The sequence below is a fragment of the Clostridium sp. AF50-3 genome (assembly GCF_003477445.1).
Lineage (GTDB): Bacteria > Bacillota > Clostridia > Lachnospirales > Lachnospiraceae > Otoolea > Otoolea fessa.
The window spans coordinates 176245-193424 of sequence record NZ_QUDH01000004.1 but is presented as its reverse complement, the minus strand read 5'-3'; the positions used below and the strand labels follow the sequence as shown (position 1 = coordinate 193424).

The following is a 17180-nucleotide window of genomic DNA, read 5'->3' as shown; positions in this document are numbered from 1 at the left end:
TTACTCATGCAGCTCCAACGGCAGTCCGTCCGGATCATGGAAGAAAGTCATCTTCTTGCCGGTGTAATCATCCACACGAATTGGCTCACATTCAATTCCTACCTCTGCCAACTCATTCACTGTCTGCTCCACGCTCTCCACACAAAATGCAAGGTGACGCAGCCCACAGGCCTCCGGGCGGTTCACACGCTTCGGCGGGTTTTCTTCTGCAAAAATCTCCAGCTCTGTGTGCTCATTGACACGAAGATCTAGCTTCCAGTCCTTACGCTCTAGGCGATAGTTTTCTCTGATAACAGAGAATCCCAGATTGTTCACGTAGAAATCTTTTGCGGCTTCGTAGTCAGATACGATGATTGCGATGTGGTGTATTTTAGATAAGTTCATTTTATGTCACACTCCATTTCATTAAATTTTGTTCTTTTTTTATTTTCGTTATAAACTATACAGCTATCTTCAAAAAATACCGTATGAACTCCTGGAGTTCAGTTTGTCCACACGGCATATCATCAAAACTTGATCACTTTCGGCTCATGGGTGAAAGAACTAATGGTAGCCACACCATTCTTGAAGTAGAACACCTCAGTGTTGCCATCATCTGCGGCATACATCTTCTTCAAACTCGGATAGGCATCCAGCATGGACTGTCTTGCTTCCACACGGTCATCCTCTACCAGTTCGCCAGCGACGCGAATCCACTCGCCGTCTTTGAATGCACACAACTCTGCTTTCGGATTGGCATGCAGCTGCTTGGAAACATCCTTCTTCTTGCCAGTTTGGATGTAAAGCTTGCCTTCAAAAATATGTGCCGTGCCAAACGGACGCACTCTCGGCTGGTCGCCTTCGACTGTTGCCAAGTAATATATTTCAGCTTCTTTTAAGAACTTTACAATTTCTTCCATTTAATTCTTTCCTTTCCCACACGGTCGTGTGTGTTTTATAGTTTTATGGTTTTATTTCAGTTTTTCGAGGATCTCGTCCGCACTCATCCCTCTTGCCAGCAACTTCTTCAGCACAGCCTCTGCTTCTGTCTTCCTCGCTTCTTCAGCGGCCTTAGCATCTGCCTTGGCCTTCTTTGCTTCCAGAGATGCCACTTCTTTTTCGGCCTTCTTCAAAGCAGTCTTCTTCTCTTTCAGGTCAGCCTTCAAAGTATCAATATTGGCGGTGATGGAAGCAATCTCAGTATTTAGAGATGCAATAGTCTCCTGCTTTTCTGCGATCTGGGATGCGTAGTCTTTGGTGGTATTGATTTTGGGACGGTTTTTGCTACCTTTGGTTCTGGGCATAGGTGATAACCTCTTTCCTTTTTTATAATATTGCACCTGAAACTTGCCAAAAGCATATGTTGATTTTATAATAGAACAATTCTTGTTCCATGATTCCCTCTATTTCCAGGTACTAGAGAAATTTGAATTTGTTCGGTTTTATGCGTTTTGACTGCTTCTTTTATACTATCTAAATTAGCAATTCTAACTGACTCAAGCTCAACACTTACAAGCAAGTCAGTAATTTTTTGTCCTAATATCGTAATACTCACTGTTTCTTTAAATTCTAAACGAGCATCACTATTTATTCCATCTGGTTCTATTACATGAAAATTTGCTGTCGCATTAAAGTTATCCCATGTAAAGCCATTTGGTTTATTCATAATGCTATTAGACAAAAATCCTATTAATTCTATATCTTCATCGGACGGCTCTTGATCCATTGGGAATCGAATTCCATATTGATTTTCAATCATTAGCAGTCTTTTAGCAATATCGATATTATAATTGATACTATTATACTCATCTTCATCGCCTAACAAAAACCGGTCCAGTTTCACACTAAATAAGTCTTGATTTTGCGCCGTTACACGAATAAACAATCTATTGCCTGGAATTGCTGCCTTCATAAAATTCAAAAATTTATATATACTTTTCCATGACTTTCCAGAAAATCGATATGTAAAATCTGTTGCTTTTGTATCCATATGGTACGTCAAAGCTAAAACAAAATCCGTTGAGCATTCTTCATTAGATATTTTAATTATACCCGCATCCGGGTCTACTGGTTGCATTCTCATAACTGTGTCATACCTATATGGAATACCCTCGATTCCAATCACACAGTTCATACCCACTGGTAATTCTTCAGGAACAATTTTAAATGTACTTTCTCTCCATTCTTTCTGAAATTGGTCTTGATACGGATCAATTTTATCTCCAATCATCTTTTGCATATCGATCATTTCGATATTAATAGATGTTTGTGAAATTCTCGCTCTTTTTAACGCTTCCTGCAATGACATACCTACAGGTATATCTATTTTAGCCGTCGCTTTAACTTTCTGAGGGTACTGTTGCCGTGCTTCCTCATTTACTGGTTCACTATGTATATCAGCTTTTCCATCCCTCATATTCACAACAACTTGGTATCCGTGCGGTAAAGCTTTACTCGGCTTTAACAGTACATTCGAAATTGAATCCAATGTTATTTTTAAATCCTCTGGATTATCTTTAACATGGTTGATTGCTATTGCTGGATTTTCAATTTTAAGTATCGAGTCTTGATATATATTTCCGTTTTCTACGGTACCGACCTGGATACTATTCTGTTTTCTATTTTTCTGAAATAATCTTTTTATTTTCGCAAATACATATTTCAGCATAGTATATTCCCTTACTCTTCAACATCCTGTTTGATTGTACCAGTTACTGTTCCAACTTTTATACTATTGGATTTTTTTACTTTTTCACTCTCTGAATCTGATGCACTCTTTTTATGAATGTCTTGAAGAATTGAACCAACTTTTTCGGCTTCGATACTATTTTTCTTATCAATTTCCTTTTGAAATTTCATACCAAGTAAAAAGGAGCATACAATTCCAGCTATCAAGCTAATTAAAAATGCCCCCAGTGCTGTAGACGGATCAAGCAAATTTTGAAATTGTTGTACTAAATTCATATAAGATTCCTCCGTCATATTTTACTATATTCTTCTCACATCTTCGCCGACTGTAAGATCGTTCCCTGCTGCTCACCACGAAGAGGTGTGTGATTATCAGAGCAGCATAGGGAGCTTCCGCCCCCAGTATATCACAATTTCATCAAGTTTTACAGACGCTTTCTTACCTTCATCATCGCACAGTACATCAATCCGCCTAGCACTCCGCCGACTGTGTTATAGAAGATGTCTGATAGCTGGAACGTACCAAGCCGTAGCAGTAACTGCAGCATCTCTATGCTTACTGAAAAGATAAATGCTATCTTCCCGCTATAGCGCAGTATCTTCTTCCAACCGCTTCCAATCTTCTCTCCAAACGTCCACATCACTACTGCTGAAAACGGTACCATCATGATCACATTTTCAATGCACTCAGTGGTCAGAACCTGTTCACCATTCTTTGTCTCCCAGATGCCCCAGCCACCCATAATCTTAAACAACGGGTTCATCCAGAGGTTACGGTTCAGTAATGTTCGGAACAAAATCAATGATGTAACAAAGGCTAATAGGAACAGCTTCCGAAAGAATACACTCTCTTTGAATTTCTGATACCATGTCACCAGTGCAATCTTCCAACCTTTGCCAGCATGTGTAGGCTCATATGCATACAGGTAGAAAATCTTATATTATTTAATTTATAATCACCCCTCCAGCTTCCGCTTCTTTGCCAGCTTCTTCATCTCCTCCGCATTCTGCCGCACGGTCTCGGTGATCTCCGCGCCGCCCAGCAGTCTCGCAAGCTCGTCCACCATTGCCTCGCGGTCTAAGGCGCGGATGGAGGTTGCCGTCCGTCCATCGGACGCGGATTTGCGAATCTCGAAGTGCTGGTCCGCCATCGCCGCGATCTGCGGCAGGTGCGTGATGCAGATGACCTGACGGCATTTGGAGAGGATCCGCAGCTTCTCCGATACCATCTGTGCAGTCCGCCCGCTGATACCGGTGTCAATCTCATCAAAAATCAACGTTGGAACCTGATCGGTCTCCGCCAGCACCGTCTTGATTGCCAGCATGATACGCGACAGCTCACCGCCAGACGCCACCATACCGAGCGGCCGAACCGGTTCGCCCGGATTCGTGGAAATCAGGAATTCCGGCTCGTCGATACCGCCCGCCGTGAAATGATCCAGCCGCCTAAACTCCATCTCAAACTGCACATCAAGGAAATTCAGTTCCCGAAGCCCGTCTGCGATCTTCTCCACCAGCTCCCCGGCAAACTGCTTACGCGCTGCTGACAATGCCTCGGAATGTTCTTTCAATACTGCTTCCGCCTGTTCCAGTTCTTTTTCCGCCTGTTCCCGAAGTTCATCGTAATTCTCCAGTTCCTGCAGTCGCGCTTTCTTTTCTTCCAACGCCTGAAGTACCTCCGGGATCGTCTTCCCATACTTGGTTTCCAGGCTCCGGATCAGGTCAAGCCGCTCCTGTGTCTCCTGAAATGCCGCTTCGTCAAAGGTCATATCGTCCATATATCCGGCGATCTCCCTGGAAAGATCCGAAAGAAGGGAATCTACATCGCACAGCTCGTCACGGATCCCCTTCAATCCCTCGTCAAATGCCATCGCACCATCGATCTCACGGAACGCCCGCGACACCGCATCGCCGGACACCGCGTCATATGCCTGTGAAAGACTCTCAGCGATCCGTCTGGCATTGGAAAACCGCTTAAAATCGGCTGCCACCTTTTCCTCTTCGCCATCCTTTAACGCGGCATTTTCAATCTCCTCGATCTCAAACCGGCAGAAATCCATCTCCCGCAGTCTCGTCTCCTGATCGGATGCAAATGCGGCACATTTCTGTTTTAACTGCATATACAAGCGATAGGCAGCTTCCGTATTCTGTTTGAATGGGAGAAGTTTCTCCCCGCCATACGCATCGAGGATTTCCAGATGTTTTGACGCATTCACCAGCGACTGGTGTTCATGCTGTCCGTGCAGATCGATCAGAAGACCCGTGATCTCCCGCAGCCTTGCAGCCGTTACCGTCTCGTCGTTGATGCGGCTGATGCTCCGGGTCGGTGTGATTTTCTTAGAAATGATTAAAATTCCCTCTTCATCAGGGTAAACATCGTGTTCCTTCAGCTGCTCGCGCTTCTCTCATCATCGATGGAGAAAACCAGTTCAATGTAGGCGCTGTCACAGCCCCGGCGGATCATCTCTTTCGGTGCTTTTCCGCCCAGCGCGATCTGGACCGAACCGATGATGATCGATTTTCCGGCTCCCGTCTCACCGGTCAGAATGTTGAGTCCGTCCCCGAACTCCACCTCCGCCGAATCGATCAGAGCCAGATTTTTCACTCGTAAATGATAAAGCATCCGCTTTCCGTTCCTCCTTATCAGCGGTTCCCGCAAAAAATGCGTGAACCCACCTTCCCTCATCCCGCAATCAGCTTGCGGATCTTGTCCATCAGCACGATCGTATCGTCCACCGTACGGACTGCACACATGACCGTATCATCCCCGGCGATGCAGCGACAATCTCTGAAAAATGGATTGCATCGAGCGCTGCCGCGACTGCCATCGCCATGCCTGACACCGTCTTGATGACAAGGATGTTCTGCGCCATATCCATGGAAACGAAGCTATCGTGCAGAATACGGGTATATTTATCATTGAACGCCGTCTGAGGATGGAAAACCGCATATTTCTGTCCGCCGTTTTCTGTCTGGATCTTAGACAGCTTTAACTCCCGGATATCCCTGGAAACCGTTGCCTGCGTGACATTGTATCCCTCTTTATTCAGATATTCCGCCAGCTCTTCCTGCGTTTCAATCTCATATTTTCCAATCAATTCCACAATCTTGCTGTGACGTTCCATTTTCATGGCTCTGACTCCTTTTATATCTGTTTCATTTTGTTCCGTATATTTTCCAAAAATGGCACCTGTTTGAGCTGAATCAATGTCGTCTCGATCTCTGATTTTGCTATCTCGATTGTATCACCCGGCTCAATATCAACCACCGTATCGCCGTCAAAGCTCAGCGAAACCTTCGTCCGCCCGGTCGTCTGAATCCGCAGGCTCAAATGGTTATCCGGCGGCAGAACGATGCTGCGCGAATTGAGTGAATGCGGGCAGAGCGGTGTCAATACCATCAGATCCGCCTCCGGCGCCACGATCGGACCGCCCGCTGACAGGTTGTATGCCGTCGAACCGGTCGGGGTCGCAACCACCATGCCGTCCGCCGAATACTCGTTAAACAGCTGTCCATTGACAGCCAGCTCAAACCGGAACGCATCGATTCCCATACGGTTCAGGACGATATCATTCAACGCGATATCCTCCATGATGACCTTCCCGCCGGAAATCACGCACCCCTTGAGCATCATCCGGCTTTCCAGACGGTAGTGATCTTCCATCAGATCCCGCATGGCAGGCAGAATGTCCTCCTCATGCCCAATCTGCGTCAGATACCCCAGATGCCCCATATTGATGCCAAACAGTGGAATCTTCCGTCCCGCCAGATCACGCGCCGCCTGAATCAACGTTCCATCACCGCCCAGACAGATCACACAGTCTGTGTCCTCCGGCACGGTCCGACGATCCGTATAGCGATACGCCGGTATCACCCCAACATCCCGTCGAAGCCCGTCGTGACGGTCCAGGCGAATGCAGCGGCAGCCCTGCTCTGCAAAAAAGCTGCAAATCAGATCGGCGGCCTCCTCTACGCGCGGCTTTTCGCGGTTTACAATCAGATAGAAATTTCTCATGTTTTGTCTAACTCCATGTGAGCTTCCTCAACAACCTGTTCCGGTGAAACCGGACACTCTTTTTCCGCTTTTGCAAGTGCTTCCTCACCAGTCACAGTTTCCTCCGATGCCTGCTCCGGTTTATGCAGATACAGGAGGTACTCGATATTTCCCTCCGGTCCCTTGATCGGGGAAAATTCCAGATTCCGGATCTCAAAACCGATCTCTGCCGCATATGCCATCACCATCTGAATGACCTCCAGATGCGTGCTCTTCTCGCGGACAACGCCCTTCTTTCCGACTTTCTCACGTCCCGCCTCGAACTGCGGCTTGATCAATGCAACCACCTCGCCGCCCGGGCTTAAAATCTCCTTGACCGGACCTAAAACCTTCGTCAGAGAAATAAAGGAAACGTCGATCGAAGAGAAATCTACCGGCTCGCCGATATCCTCCGGTGTCACATAACGGATGTTTGTCTTCTCCATGCAGACCACACGCGGATCATTGCGAAGTTTCCACGCCAGCTGTCCATGTCCTACATCGACCGAAAACACCTTGACCGCGCCATTCTGCAGCATACAGTCGGTAAATCCGCCTGTGGACGCGCCGACATCCATACAGACCTTTTGATCCAGCGTCACTCCGAAATGCGTCATCGCCTTCTCCAGTTTCAGACCTCCGCGGCTCACATATTTTAAGGTAGATCCACGTACCTCGATCTTCGCATTTTCATCGAGGTCGTACCCGCCTTGTCTTCTTTCTGATCTTCTACATATACAATCCCGGACATGATGATCGCTTTCGCCTTCTCACGGGATTCTGCCAGACCTCTCTTGACGAGAAGTACATCTAACCGTTCTTTCATTCTATGTTCTTCCTTCCGCTGCTGCCACTCTTTTGTTTCCCATCATGCTTCCGCGTCAGTCTCCAGCACACCTTCACGTTTCAGCTGCGCCAGAATCGAATCACTGTCAATTCCCAGCTCATTCCGGAGCACCGACACATTTCCGTGTTCGACGTAGGCATCCGGCAGCGCTATATTAACTACCTTGATCTGCGGATAATGCTTCTGTACATAATCCGTCACCCGCTCGCCGTAACCGCCGCGCAGGACATTTTCCTCCAGTGTCACGATCGTATGATGCGTTCCAGCCAGATGGTCGATCACGTCGGTATCCATCGGTTTCACAAACCGCCCGTTGACCAGCGTACACGGCTGCCCGGCACTCTTTAATTTCTCCCGGATATGCTCTGCCGTGCTGACCATGCTTCCGACTGCCAGAAGCGCCGTCCCTCTCTCCTCATACAACATCTCGCTGACGCCATACTCGACCGGTGCCAGAAATTCTTTCAAGCCCGGTACGCCTCGCCCCTCGGATAACGGATCGCAATCGGTCCATCGTAGGAGATGGCAAACTGCAGCATTTTTTCCAGTTCCCAGCGGTTTTTCGGCGCCATCACGCTCATATTCGGCACAGAGGAGAGAAATGTCAGATCAAAAATACCCTGATGCGTCTCCCCATCGCTTCCGACCAGTCCCGCGCGATCCACGCAGAACACAACCGGAAGATTCTGGATACAGACATCGTGAATGACCTGATCATATGCCCTCTGTAAAAAGGACGAATACACCGCCACCACCGGTTTCAGACCGGCTGCCGCCATACCCGCCGCCGAGGTAACCGCGTGTTCCTCCGCGATTCCCACATCGAAAAAGCGGTCCGGATATTCTTTCGAGAACCGTTTGAGCCCCGTTCCATCCGGCATCGCCGCTGTCACCGCCACGATCTTCGGATTTTCCGCTGCCAGACGGCAGATTTCTCTGGAAAATACATCTGTATAGCCCGGATGTTCCTTTTTCCGGAGCGGTTTTCCCGTTTCAATATCAAATGGTTCAACTCCGTGAAATGCCGACGGATTCTTCTCCGCCGGACGGTATCCCTTGCCCTTTTTCGTAATCACATGGATCAGTACCGCGCGGTTGATCTTTTTCGCCTCGCTGAAAATACGGATCAACCCCTTAATATCATGTCCATCCACCGGTCCCAGATACGTGATTCCCATATTTTCAAACCACATGCCCGGAATCAGAAGCTGCTTGATGCTGTTCTTTGTCCGGAGCAGCGTGCCGACCAGATCCGAACCGATCATCGGGATCCGCGATAACGTGCCCGCCACATTCTTCTTCAACAGATTGTAGCCCTCATCTGCACGAAGATTATTCAGATACCGCGACATACCGCCGACATTTTCCGAAATGGACATATTATTATCATTTAAAACAATAATAAAATTCGTCTTGAGCCGTCCCGCATTGTTGAGCGCCTCATACGCCATGCCGCCGGTCAGCGCGCCGTCCCCGATGACGGAAACGATCGAATAATCCTCGCCCAGCAGATCGCGCCCCTGTGCCATACCAAGCCCCGCCGAGATCGAAGTTGAACTGTGTCCCGTGTCGAACGCATCAAACGGGCTTTCCTTCCGCTTCGGGAAACCGCTCAAGCCCCCATACTGGCGCAGTCCATCAAAATTATCCTTCCGCCCGCTTAAAATCTTGTGCGTATAGGACTGGTGCCCTACATCCCAGATAATCTTATCCTTCGGAAGATTCAGCGCGCAGAACATTGCAATCGTCAGTTCCACCACGCCTAAATTGGACGCCAAATGACCGCCTGTCCGGCTTGTCGTCTCGATCAGAAACTCGCGGATTTCCGCCGCCAGCTCCTTGCGTTCTTCCTCGCTCAACCGTTTTACATCCTCCGGTCCTTTTATCGTATCTAATACCATTCTTTCATCCCCCAAACCGTTTTCCACATCCGCTGTCGTCCCCGGTCTTCGATTGGATTTTTTATTTTTCACGGCTGACCAGCATCTCGATCAGCTCTTCGAGGAATTCATTCTTTCCAGGCAGGGAATAGAGGATATCAACCGCCGTCTCCGAAAGCTGTTTGACATCATGCTTCGATTTCTCGATTCCCTCCAATGTCACATAAGTGGTTTTATTGTTTTTCTCATCGCTCAGAACCGGTTTTCCAAGCACCTCCTGGCTGCTGGTAACGTCGAGAATATCATCCTGGATCTGGAACGCCAGACCGATCGCCGCCGCCATACGCTCTACTGTCCTGCACTCAGCTTCGCTCGCGCCCGCCATCACGGCTCCGATCACCATCGACGCCTCCAAAAGTGCTCCCGTCTTTAAACGGTAGATAAAATCCAGCTTATCCTTCGGAATCGACTGATTCGTCAGTTCCACATCCACCGTCTGACCGCCGATCATGCCGTAAATACCCGTTTTTTCGGATAAAATCTGGATACAGCGTCCCACCTTTGCCGCATCCGGCGTCATCGCAAATGCCTTTGCCGCCGTCTCGATCGCGTAGATCAGAAGGGCATCTCCCGCCAGAACTGCCATATCATACCCATATGCAACCCAGGTCGTCTTTTTTCCACGGCGGTACTCATCATTGTCCATACACGGAAGATCGTCATGAATCAGGGAAGATGTATGAATCATCTCGATCGCCGCCATCAGCGGCTCAATCTCTTTTCCCTGACCGCCAAACAGACGGTATACCTCACGCATCAGAATCGGACGAAGGCGTTTGCCGCCTGCCTTCACACTGTAATTCATCGCTTCAAAGATCGTTTTCTGATGCCCTTCCTCTGCCGGAAGATAAGAATATACAATCTCTTCCGCTTCTTTGACTGCCTGTGCCAGCCGTTCCTTTGCATTTTCCATCTCTGTCACGCCTCCGTCTCCTCGCCGTTTACGACCATAATCTGTTTTTCAACCTTATCTATCTTTTCACTGCAGGCGCGGACCAGACGCATTCCCGCCTCATACGACGCAAACGATTCTTCCAGCGTGCTGCGGCTGTCCTCCAGCGTCCGCATAATGCCATCCAGACGGTCAAACATTTCCTCGATCGAAAGTTCTTCCTTATTTTCTTCCATCGATCCTGCCTCCTGTTTTATCTAATATACTCTCGGAATCTTTCCTGAAAGAAAACGTGTTCTCAAATCTCTCTGTTATGATTCACACGCAACACAATGAACCACTTTTTTACCCAGGCAGGTTTTCCTGATAAACCTCCCGGATCTCCGCCTCCACGCGTCCATCCGGCAGACGGACGGTCAGCGTATCCCCAGCTTGCAATCCTGTCACTGTCTCCACACGTTTTCCATCTGTATCCGTCACGAACCCATATCCGCCGCTTATCTTTTTTAACGGGGATAGACCATCCATCCGGCTGCACACCAGTTCCAGACGATGGCGCAGATCGGACATCTTTTTCTCCATCTGGCGCGCCATCTTAACTCTCGCATCTTCCAGATACTGCCGTCTCTCATTTAACTGGCTCTGCGGACTGTGAAGCTGCAGGCGCAGACGAAACCGCTCCAGACGATAGGCATACTGCTCCGCCTTCTGCTCCATCCGCTTCGTCATCTGCTGTGCCGCCGCTATGCACTGCTGCTCAAACAGGTGGTAATCAAAAACCGCCAGTTCTGCCGCCGCCGAAGGAGTCGGGGCACGCAGATCCGCCACATAGTCCGCGATCGTAACGTCTGTCTCATGCCCGACCGCCGAGATTACCGGCGTCCGGCACGCAAAAATCGCCCGCGCCACACTCTCCTCATTGAACGCCCACAGATCCTCAATCGAACCTCCTCCGCGCCCGACGATCAGCACATCCAGATGCAGCGCATCCAGGGTCTGGATCGCCCGCACGATACTCGGCGCTGCCCCTGCTCCCTGCACCAGTGCCGGGCAGAGGACAAGCTGCACGTAAGGGTTCCGCCGTCCCGAGATATTGATAATATCCCGGATTGCTGCGCCGGTGCTAGCCGTCACGATACCGACCGTTTTTGCATACTTTGGGATCGGCGTTTTATATTCCGGGGAAAACATCCCCATTTCTTCTAATTCATTTCTCAGTTTTTCAAAGCGCCGGAATAAATCGCCCGTGCCGTCCAGCGTGATCTCGCTGGCATAGAGCTGGTATCTTCCATCCCGCTCATACACTTCGATACTGCCCTTGACGACCACCTGCTGTCCTTCTTCCAGACGGAACGTAAGTCCCTTCCGCCTACTGGCAAACATAACTGCCTGCATCGCTCCCAGACCGTCTTTCAAGGTAAAATAAATATGACCGGACGTATGATATTTGCAGTTAGAAACCTCGCCCTTGACCGAAATCCGGTTCAGGGCAAAGTCCTGTGCGAACATATTTTTAATGTATGCATTAACCTGCGAAACCGAATATACGCCAGCCATCGCTTATACCAGCTTCGCTAAAATGCCGTTGATAAATGCCGGTGAATCATCGCCGCCGAACTTCTTCGCCAGCTCGACCGCCTCATTGATCGCTACCTTCTCCGGTACATCGTCATCGTGCTTGATCTCGTATAATGCCAGGCGCAGGATCGTCAGTTCCACCTTGCCCATACGGCGGGTAGTCCATCCCTGTGCAACCCCATCGATTGCCTTGTCAAGCTCCGGAAGCACATCCAGAATCTTCTCAACCTTGCTCTTTACGTATCCGCCGTCAAAGGTGTCTAACATCGGATTATGGATGATATCGCCGATTCCGCTCGGAACATCGTCCTCCTCTTTCGGCTCTGTAAAATATACATCCACCTGCTCCTGCATCTCATCCGTCGGGTAAAAATCCGCACAGAAAAGCAGCTTAAAGCAATGTTCTCTCAGTTCTCTTCTGGTCATACTAATCCTCCTGTTACCTGTTTCTATCCGTCTGATACGCCCGATTTGCTGCCTCGGTATCGCAAATATCCCTTTCGTAATCCGCCGCAATCGTTTTCTGAATATCCACAGTCTTTCCTGCATAATTGTTATATTTCTACTATTCTAATGTATCATTATACCGTATCCCCGGTTTTTTCACAAGAGTTTGAGAAAAAGAATCCGCCAAAGTTACTGTTCACGGGTAGGCACTTTTGGAACCGAAAGTGCCGTAAGAAAACGTGGTGGCAGCAGGAATTTGCCGTATTTAAATGCGAAGCCACGGCAAATTCCGTCACTGGGCACGTATGCGTGAACAGTAACCCGCCAAAAAAGCGGCATCCCTGCTGAAGCAGAAACGCCGCTTTTATATCGTTTACAATCTTATCGATTGCTTATGCTATCCAATTTTTATTCATCCACGCTGTAGTTCGGAGCCTCTTTTGTGATGTGGATATCATGCGGATGGCTCTCTTTTAAGGATGCTGCGGAAATCTTGATGAAACGTCCAGTCTCCTGAAGAGTCGGAATATCCGATGCGCCGCAGTAACCCATACCAGCACGCAGACCGCCGAGCATCTGGAATACGGTATCTTCTACCATTCCCTTGTATGCAACACGTCCTTCTACACCCTCCGGAACGAGTTTCTTCGCATCGCTCTGGAAGTAACGATCCTTGCTGCCGTTCTCCATCGCTGCGATGAACCCATGCCGCGGTATACTTTGTATTTTCTTCCCTGGTACAGTTCAAAAGTTCCCGGGCTCTCGTCGCATCCTGCAAACATGGAACCCATCATGCAGACGCTGCCGCCTGCTGCGATCGCCTTCGTCAGATCGCCAGAATACTTGATACCGCCGTCTGCGATGATCGGAATGCCGTACTCTTTGGCAACTGCGTAGCAGTCCATAACAGCGGTGATCTGCGGAACGCCGATACCTGCTACAACACGGGTCGTACAGATGGAACCCGGTCCGATACCAACCTTGACCGCGTCAACGCCTGCCTCGATGAGAGCTTTTGTTGCCTCTCCGGTCGCTACGTTACCTGCTATTACCTGCAGATCCGGATATGCTTCCTTGATCATTCTGACACAGTGAAGAACATTCTCAGAATGTCCATGTGCAGAGTCGAGAACAACTACGTCTACTTTTGCTTTCACCAGGGCTTCCACACGATCCAGCACGTTTGCAGTGATACCTACTGCCGCACCGCAGAGCAGACGTCCCTGTGCATCCTTTGCAGAGAACGGATACTTGATCTGTTTCTCAATATCCTTGATAGTAATAAGACCCTTGAGGTTAAAATCCTTGTCCACGATCGGAAGCTTCTCGACACGTGCCTTGGCAAGAATCTTCTTTGCCTCCGTCAGGGTAATGCCCTCCGGAGCGGTAACCAGATGCTCAGAAGTCATGCACTCTTTAATCTTCTTGGAGAAATCTTCCTCGAACTTGAGGTCACGGTTTGTGATAATACCAACCAACTTTCTTCCCTCTGTGATCGGAACACCGGAAATCCGGAACTTGCCCATCAGCTCATCCGCATCCTTTAATGTATGCTCTGGGGATAAATAAAACGGGTCAGTGATTACACCATTCTCAGAACGTTTTACTTTATCGACCTCCTCAGCCTGCGCCTCGATCGACATGTTCTTGTGAATAATACCAATTCCACCCTGTCTTGCCATTGCAATCGCCATGCGGTGCTCTGTAACCGTATCCATGCCGGCACTCATCAGGGGGATGTTCAGCTGAATCTTCTTGGTCAGATGTGTCGTCAGGTTTACCTGATTCGGAATAACCTCAGAATAGGACGGCACAAGCAGGACATCATCAAATGTAATGCCATCGCCAATAATCTTACCCATTATATTACCCTCACTTTCGTAAATTTTAAACACCGGACATTGAAAACTGTCTGATGTTAATAATTGATTTTAGCAAGTTTTTTGAAATATGTCAACCGGAGAATAAAGGGGTTGACGATAGAATTTACTTACGCTATTTAATTAGTGTGTCTTATAAATAATGTCAATCAGATAAGTATTAATAATGCAGTCATCCTTAGCCTCATTTCCCTGCCAATTTTTTCACCCAAAAAGAAGGACTGCCACACCTTCGCATAGCAGTCCTTCTCTCCCCTGGCAGCTGCCTGTCAGAGATTCTTTCTATAAATTACCATTTTTATTTTCTACATTCGATACTGCATCTCTGATGTAACATCTTCCGTCATTTTCCGGCTCTCTTACTTACATCATGCCGCCCATGCCAGCGCCTGCTGCCGGACCTGCCGGTGCATCTTCTTTGATGTTGGCAACTGCGGACTCGGTTGTAAGCAGGGTAGATGCAACGCTGGTTGCGTTCTGCAGGGCACTTCTGGTTACCTTTGCCGGATCCAAGATGCCTGCTTCTACCATATCTACGTATTCCTCATTGTAAGCATCGTAACCTACGCCTACTGGGGACTCTTTTACCTTGTTGATGATAACAGAGCCTTCCAGACCTGCGTTTGCTGCGATGTGGAACAGCGGAGCTTCCAGAGCTTTCAGGACGATACGGCCGCCGGTCTTCTCGTCGCCTTCCAGTCCGTCTACTACCTTCTGAACTTCTGCTGCTGCGTGAACATATGCAGATCCGCCGCCTGCGATGATGCCTTCCTCAACAGCTGCCTTTGCTGCGGACAGGGCATCTTCCATACGCATCTTAGCTTCCTTCATCTCAGCCTCGGTCGCTGCACCAACACGGATAACAGCTACGCCGCCAGCCATCTTAGCCAGTCTCTCCTGCAGTTTCTCACGGTCAAAATCAGAAGTGGTTTCCTCAATCTGAGCCTTAATCTGAGCCACACGGTCTGCGATGGCTTTCTTATCGCCGCAGCCATCTACGATGATGGTGTTCTCTTTCTGAACCTTAACGGATTTCGCACGACCAAGCTGATCCATGGTGGTATCCTTTAATTCAAGTCCCAGTTCCTCGGAAATAACAGTACCGCCGGTCAGGATTGCGATATCCTTTAACATTTCTTTTCTTCTATCGCCGTAACCCGGAGCCTTCACACCAACAACGGTGAAAGTACCTCTCAGCTTATTGACAATCAGGGTGGTCAGCGCCTCGCCCTCAATGTCCTCAGCGATGATGAGCAGCTTGGAACCAGACTGTACCAGCTGTTCCAGCAGCGGCAGAATCTCCTGAATGTTGGAGATCTTCTTATCGGTAATTAAGATGTACGGATCGTCCAGAACGGCTTCCATCTTCTCCATATCAGTTGCCATGTATGCAGATACATAGCCACGGTCAAACTGCATGCCTTCTACCAGATCAAGCTCGGTCTTCATAGTCTTGGACTCTTCAATGGTAATAACACCGTCTTTGGAAACCTTCTCCATCGCGTCTGCTACCATCTGGCCTACTTCCTCATCAGCGGAAGAGATAGCAGCGACTCTTGCGATATCTGCCTGGCTCTTAACGTCCTTCTTCATGCCTTTGATTGCCTCTACGGCTGCATCTGTGGCCTTCTTCATACCCTTTCTCATGATGATCGGGTTAGCACCTGCTGCCAGGTTCTTCATACCTTCGTTGATCATCGCCTGGGCCAGAACGGTTGCGGTTGTAGTACCATCACCAGCTGCATCGTTGGTCTTGGTTGCTACTTCCTTCACCAGCTGTGCGCCCATGTTCTCAAACGGGTCTGCCAGCTCGATCTCCTTCGCAATGGTCACACCATCGTTGGTAATGAGCGGAGCGCCGAAGGATTTATCCAGAACTACGTTTCTGCCTTTCGGTCCTAATGTAACTCTTACGGTATCTGCTAACTGATTTACGCCCGCTTCCAGGGCTTTTCTGGCTTCTACGCCATATTTAATTTCCTTTGCCATGGTTATCAACCTCCATAATTTTCTTGAATAAACGTTCCGATCAGCATCTGTCTTCCAGACATCCTGCCCATCGATTAACCGATAACAGCCAGAATATCATTCTGTTTTACAATGACATATTTCTCATTGTCCAGCTCAACTTCTGTGCCTGAGTATTTCGAATAGATAACTTTATCGCCAACCTTTACCTGCATCGTGATTTCTTTTCCATCTACCACTCCGCCAGGACCAACCGCGATTACCTCTGCCTGCTGCGGTTTCTCTTTTGCCTGACCCGGAAGAACGATACCTGATTTGGTCGTCTCCTCTGCAACTAACTGCTTTAATACAACTCTGTCAAATAATGGTGTTAACTTCATTATTGGCTCCTCCTTATCCATCCAAATTTATTCCATCTGATTGCTTTTCTTTCGTAATCAGATATGTATCTTCTTCTTACGAAGTATGTTATAACACGTTCTGTTAGCACCGTCAAGTGTTGAGTGCTAAAATTTTAGTAAATTTTACGGGGAGAACTGAAATATTCCATTTCTCCCCGTTCTATTAATTGCTCTCCTCAAATGCCTTAATCGCCGCAACCGTTTTCTCATAACACTCTTTTACCGATGCAAAATCTGCCTCGTATCCGGTCAGTTCTCTGCCTCTCAGTTTTTCGGTCAGCGCTGCGCTTACCTCATAGAAGGCATCAAAGCCCAGGTTCAGACAGATTCCTTTCAGGGTATGTGCCGCGCGGAATGCTTTCTCCGCATCCTTTTCTTTTAATCCATCCTCCAGATCCTGAAAGCTGGAATCGCTCAGAAACTTGATGGCAAATTTTTCCACCAGCGCCACACCTCCAAAGCGTTTCTGAACTCCTTCAAAATCCCCGCCCATTTCTTTGTAGCATTCCTGAATTGTCATGACAGCC

The 17180-nt window shown here is 48.4% G+C and carries 14 protein-coding genes and 5 pseudogenes; all 19 read right to left on the bottom strand.

Annotation, left to right across the window (positions count from 1 at the left end):
- A complete protein-coding gene (locus DW085_RS06615; RefSeq protein ID WP_118491907.1) occupies positions 1 to 384 on the bottom strand; it encodes a VOC family protein in 384 nt (127 codons plus the stop codon).
- A 122-nt stretch (positions 385 to 506) separates the two neighbouring features.
- The gene (locus tag DW085_RS06610; RefSeq protein ID WP_118491905.1) at positions 507 to 899 is read right to left on the bottom strand and encodes a pyridoxamine 5'-phosphate oxidase family protein; all 393 of its coding nucleotides are present in this window, start codon (positions 897 to 899) and stop codon (positions 507 to 509) included.
- Positions 900 to 950: 51 nt separating this feature from the next.
- Positions 951 to 1283, bottom strand: a complete 333-nt coding sequence (locus DW085_RS06605; protein ID WP_118491903.1) for a hypothetical protein — start codon at positions 1281 to 1283, stop codon at positions 951 to 953.
- Positions 1284 to 1348: 65 nt separating this feature from the next.
- The gene (locus tag DW085_RS06600) at positions 1349 to 2647 is read right to left on the bottom strand and encodes a hypothetical protein (RefSeq protein WP_118491901.1); all 1299 of its coding nucleotides are present in this window, start codon (positions 2645 to 2647) and stop codon (positions 1349 to 1351) included.
- An 11-nt stretch (positions 2648 to 2658) separates the two neighbouring features.
- Positions 2659 to 2943 carry a hypothetical protein gene (locus DW085_RS06595; protein ID WP_118491899.1) on the bottom strand — a complete coding sequence of 95 codons (285 nt, stop codon included), beginning with the start codon at positions 2941 to 2943 and terminating at the stop codon, positions 2659 to 2661.
- Between the two features lie 149 nt (positions 2944 to 3092).
- Entirely contained in the window at positions 3093 to 3542 is a 450-nt protein-coding gene (locus DW085_RS06590) for a VanZ family protein (protein WP_243033950.1), read from the bottom strand.
- Between the two features lie 81 nt (positions 3543 to 3623).
- A pseudogene (gene recN, locus DW085_RS06585) lies at positions 3624 to 5290 on the bottom strand (DNA repair protein RecN).
- A gap of 59 nt (positions 5291 to 5349) precedes the next feature.
- Positions 5350 to 5798: pseudogene (locus tag DW085_RS06580) on the bottom strand (arginine repressor).
- Between the two features lie 14 nt (positions 5799 to 5812).
- Complete coding sequence (locus tag DW085_RS06575) at positions 5813 to 6682, bottom strand: NAD(+)/NADH kinase (protein WP_118491895.1); 870 nt, start codon at positions 6680 to 6682, stop codon at positions 5813 to 5815.
- Positions 6679 to 7526, bottom strand: a pseudogene (locus DW085_RS06570) (TlyA family RNA methyltransferase). The gene DW085_RS06575 and the pseudogene DW085_RS06570 overlap by 4 nt, the downstream one beginning before the upstream one ends.
- A gap of 42 nt (positions 7527 to 7568) precedes the next feature.
- A pseudogene (gene dxs, locus DW085_RS06565) lies at positions 7569 to 9448 on the bottom strand (1-deoxy-D-xylulose-5-phosphate synthase).
- Between the two features lie 61 nt (positions 9449 to 9509).
- Positions 9510 to 10400 (bottom strand): polyprenyl synthetase family protein, encoded by an 891-nt coding sequence (locus DW085_RS06560; RefSeq protein ID WP_118492013.1) that lies wholly within the window; start codon positions 10398 to 10400, stop codon positions 9510 to 9512.
- A gap of 5 nt (positions 10401 to 10405) precedes the next feature.
- Positions 10406 to 10615: an exodeoxyribonuclease VII small subunit gene (gene xseB, locus DW085_RS06555; RefSeq protein ID WP_107000293.1), complete on the bottom strand. Its 210-nt coding sequence runs from the start codon at positions 10613 to 10615 to the stop codon at positions 10406 to 10408.
- Between the two features lie 109 nt (positions 10616 to 10724).
- A complete protein-coding gene (gene xseA / locus DW085_RS06550; protein WP_118491893.1) occupies positions 10725 to 11936 on the bottom strand; it encodes an exodeoxyribonuclease VII large subunit in 1212 nt (403 codons plus the stop codon).
- Positions 11937 to 11939: 3 nt separating this feature from the next.
- Positions 11940 to 12383, bottom strand: a complete 444-nt coding sequence (gene nusB / locus DW085_RS06545; protein ID WP_107000295.1) for a transcription antitermination factor NusB — start codon at positions 12381 to 12383, stop codon at positions 11940 to 11942.
- 429 nt (positions 12384 to 12812) lie between these two features.
- Positions 12813 to 14266: pseudogene (guaB, locus tag DW085_RS06540) on the bottom strand (IMP dehydrogenase).
- Between the two features lie 381 nt (positions 14267 to 14647).
- Positions 14648 to 16273, bottom strand: coding sequence for a chaperonin GroEL (groL, locus tag DW085_RS06535; RefSeq protein WP_022359939.1), 1626 nt, complete (start codon positions 16271 to 16273; stop codon positions 14648 to 14650).
- A gap of 74 nt (positions 16274 to 16347) precedes the next feature.
- Positions 16348 to 16632 carry a co-chaperone GroES gene (locus DW085_RS06530; protein ID WP_022359940.1) on the bottom strand — a complete coding sequence of 95 codons (285 nt, stop codon included), beginning with the start codon at positions 16630 to 16632 and terminating at the stop codon, positions 16348 to 16350.
- A gap of 184 nt (positions 16633 to 16816) precedes the next feature.
- Entirely contained in the window at positions 16817 to 17173 is a 357-nt protein-coding gene (locus DW085_RS06525) for an Hpt domain-containing protein (protein WP_107000297.1), read from the bottom strand.
- Between the last annotated feature and the right edge of the window lie 7 nt (positions 17174 to 17180).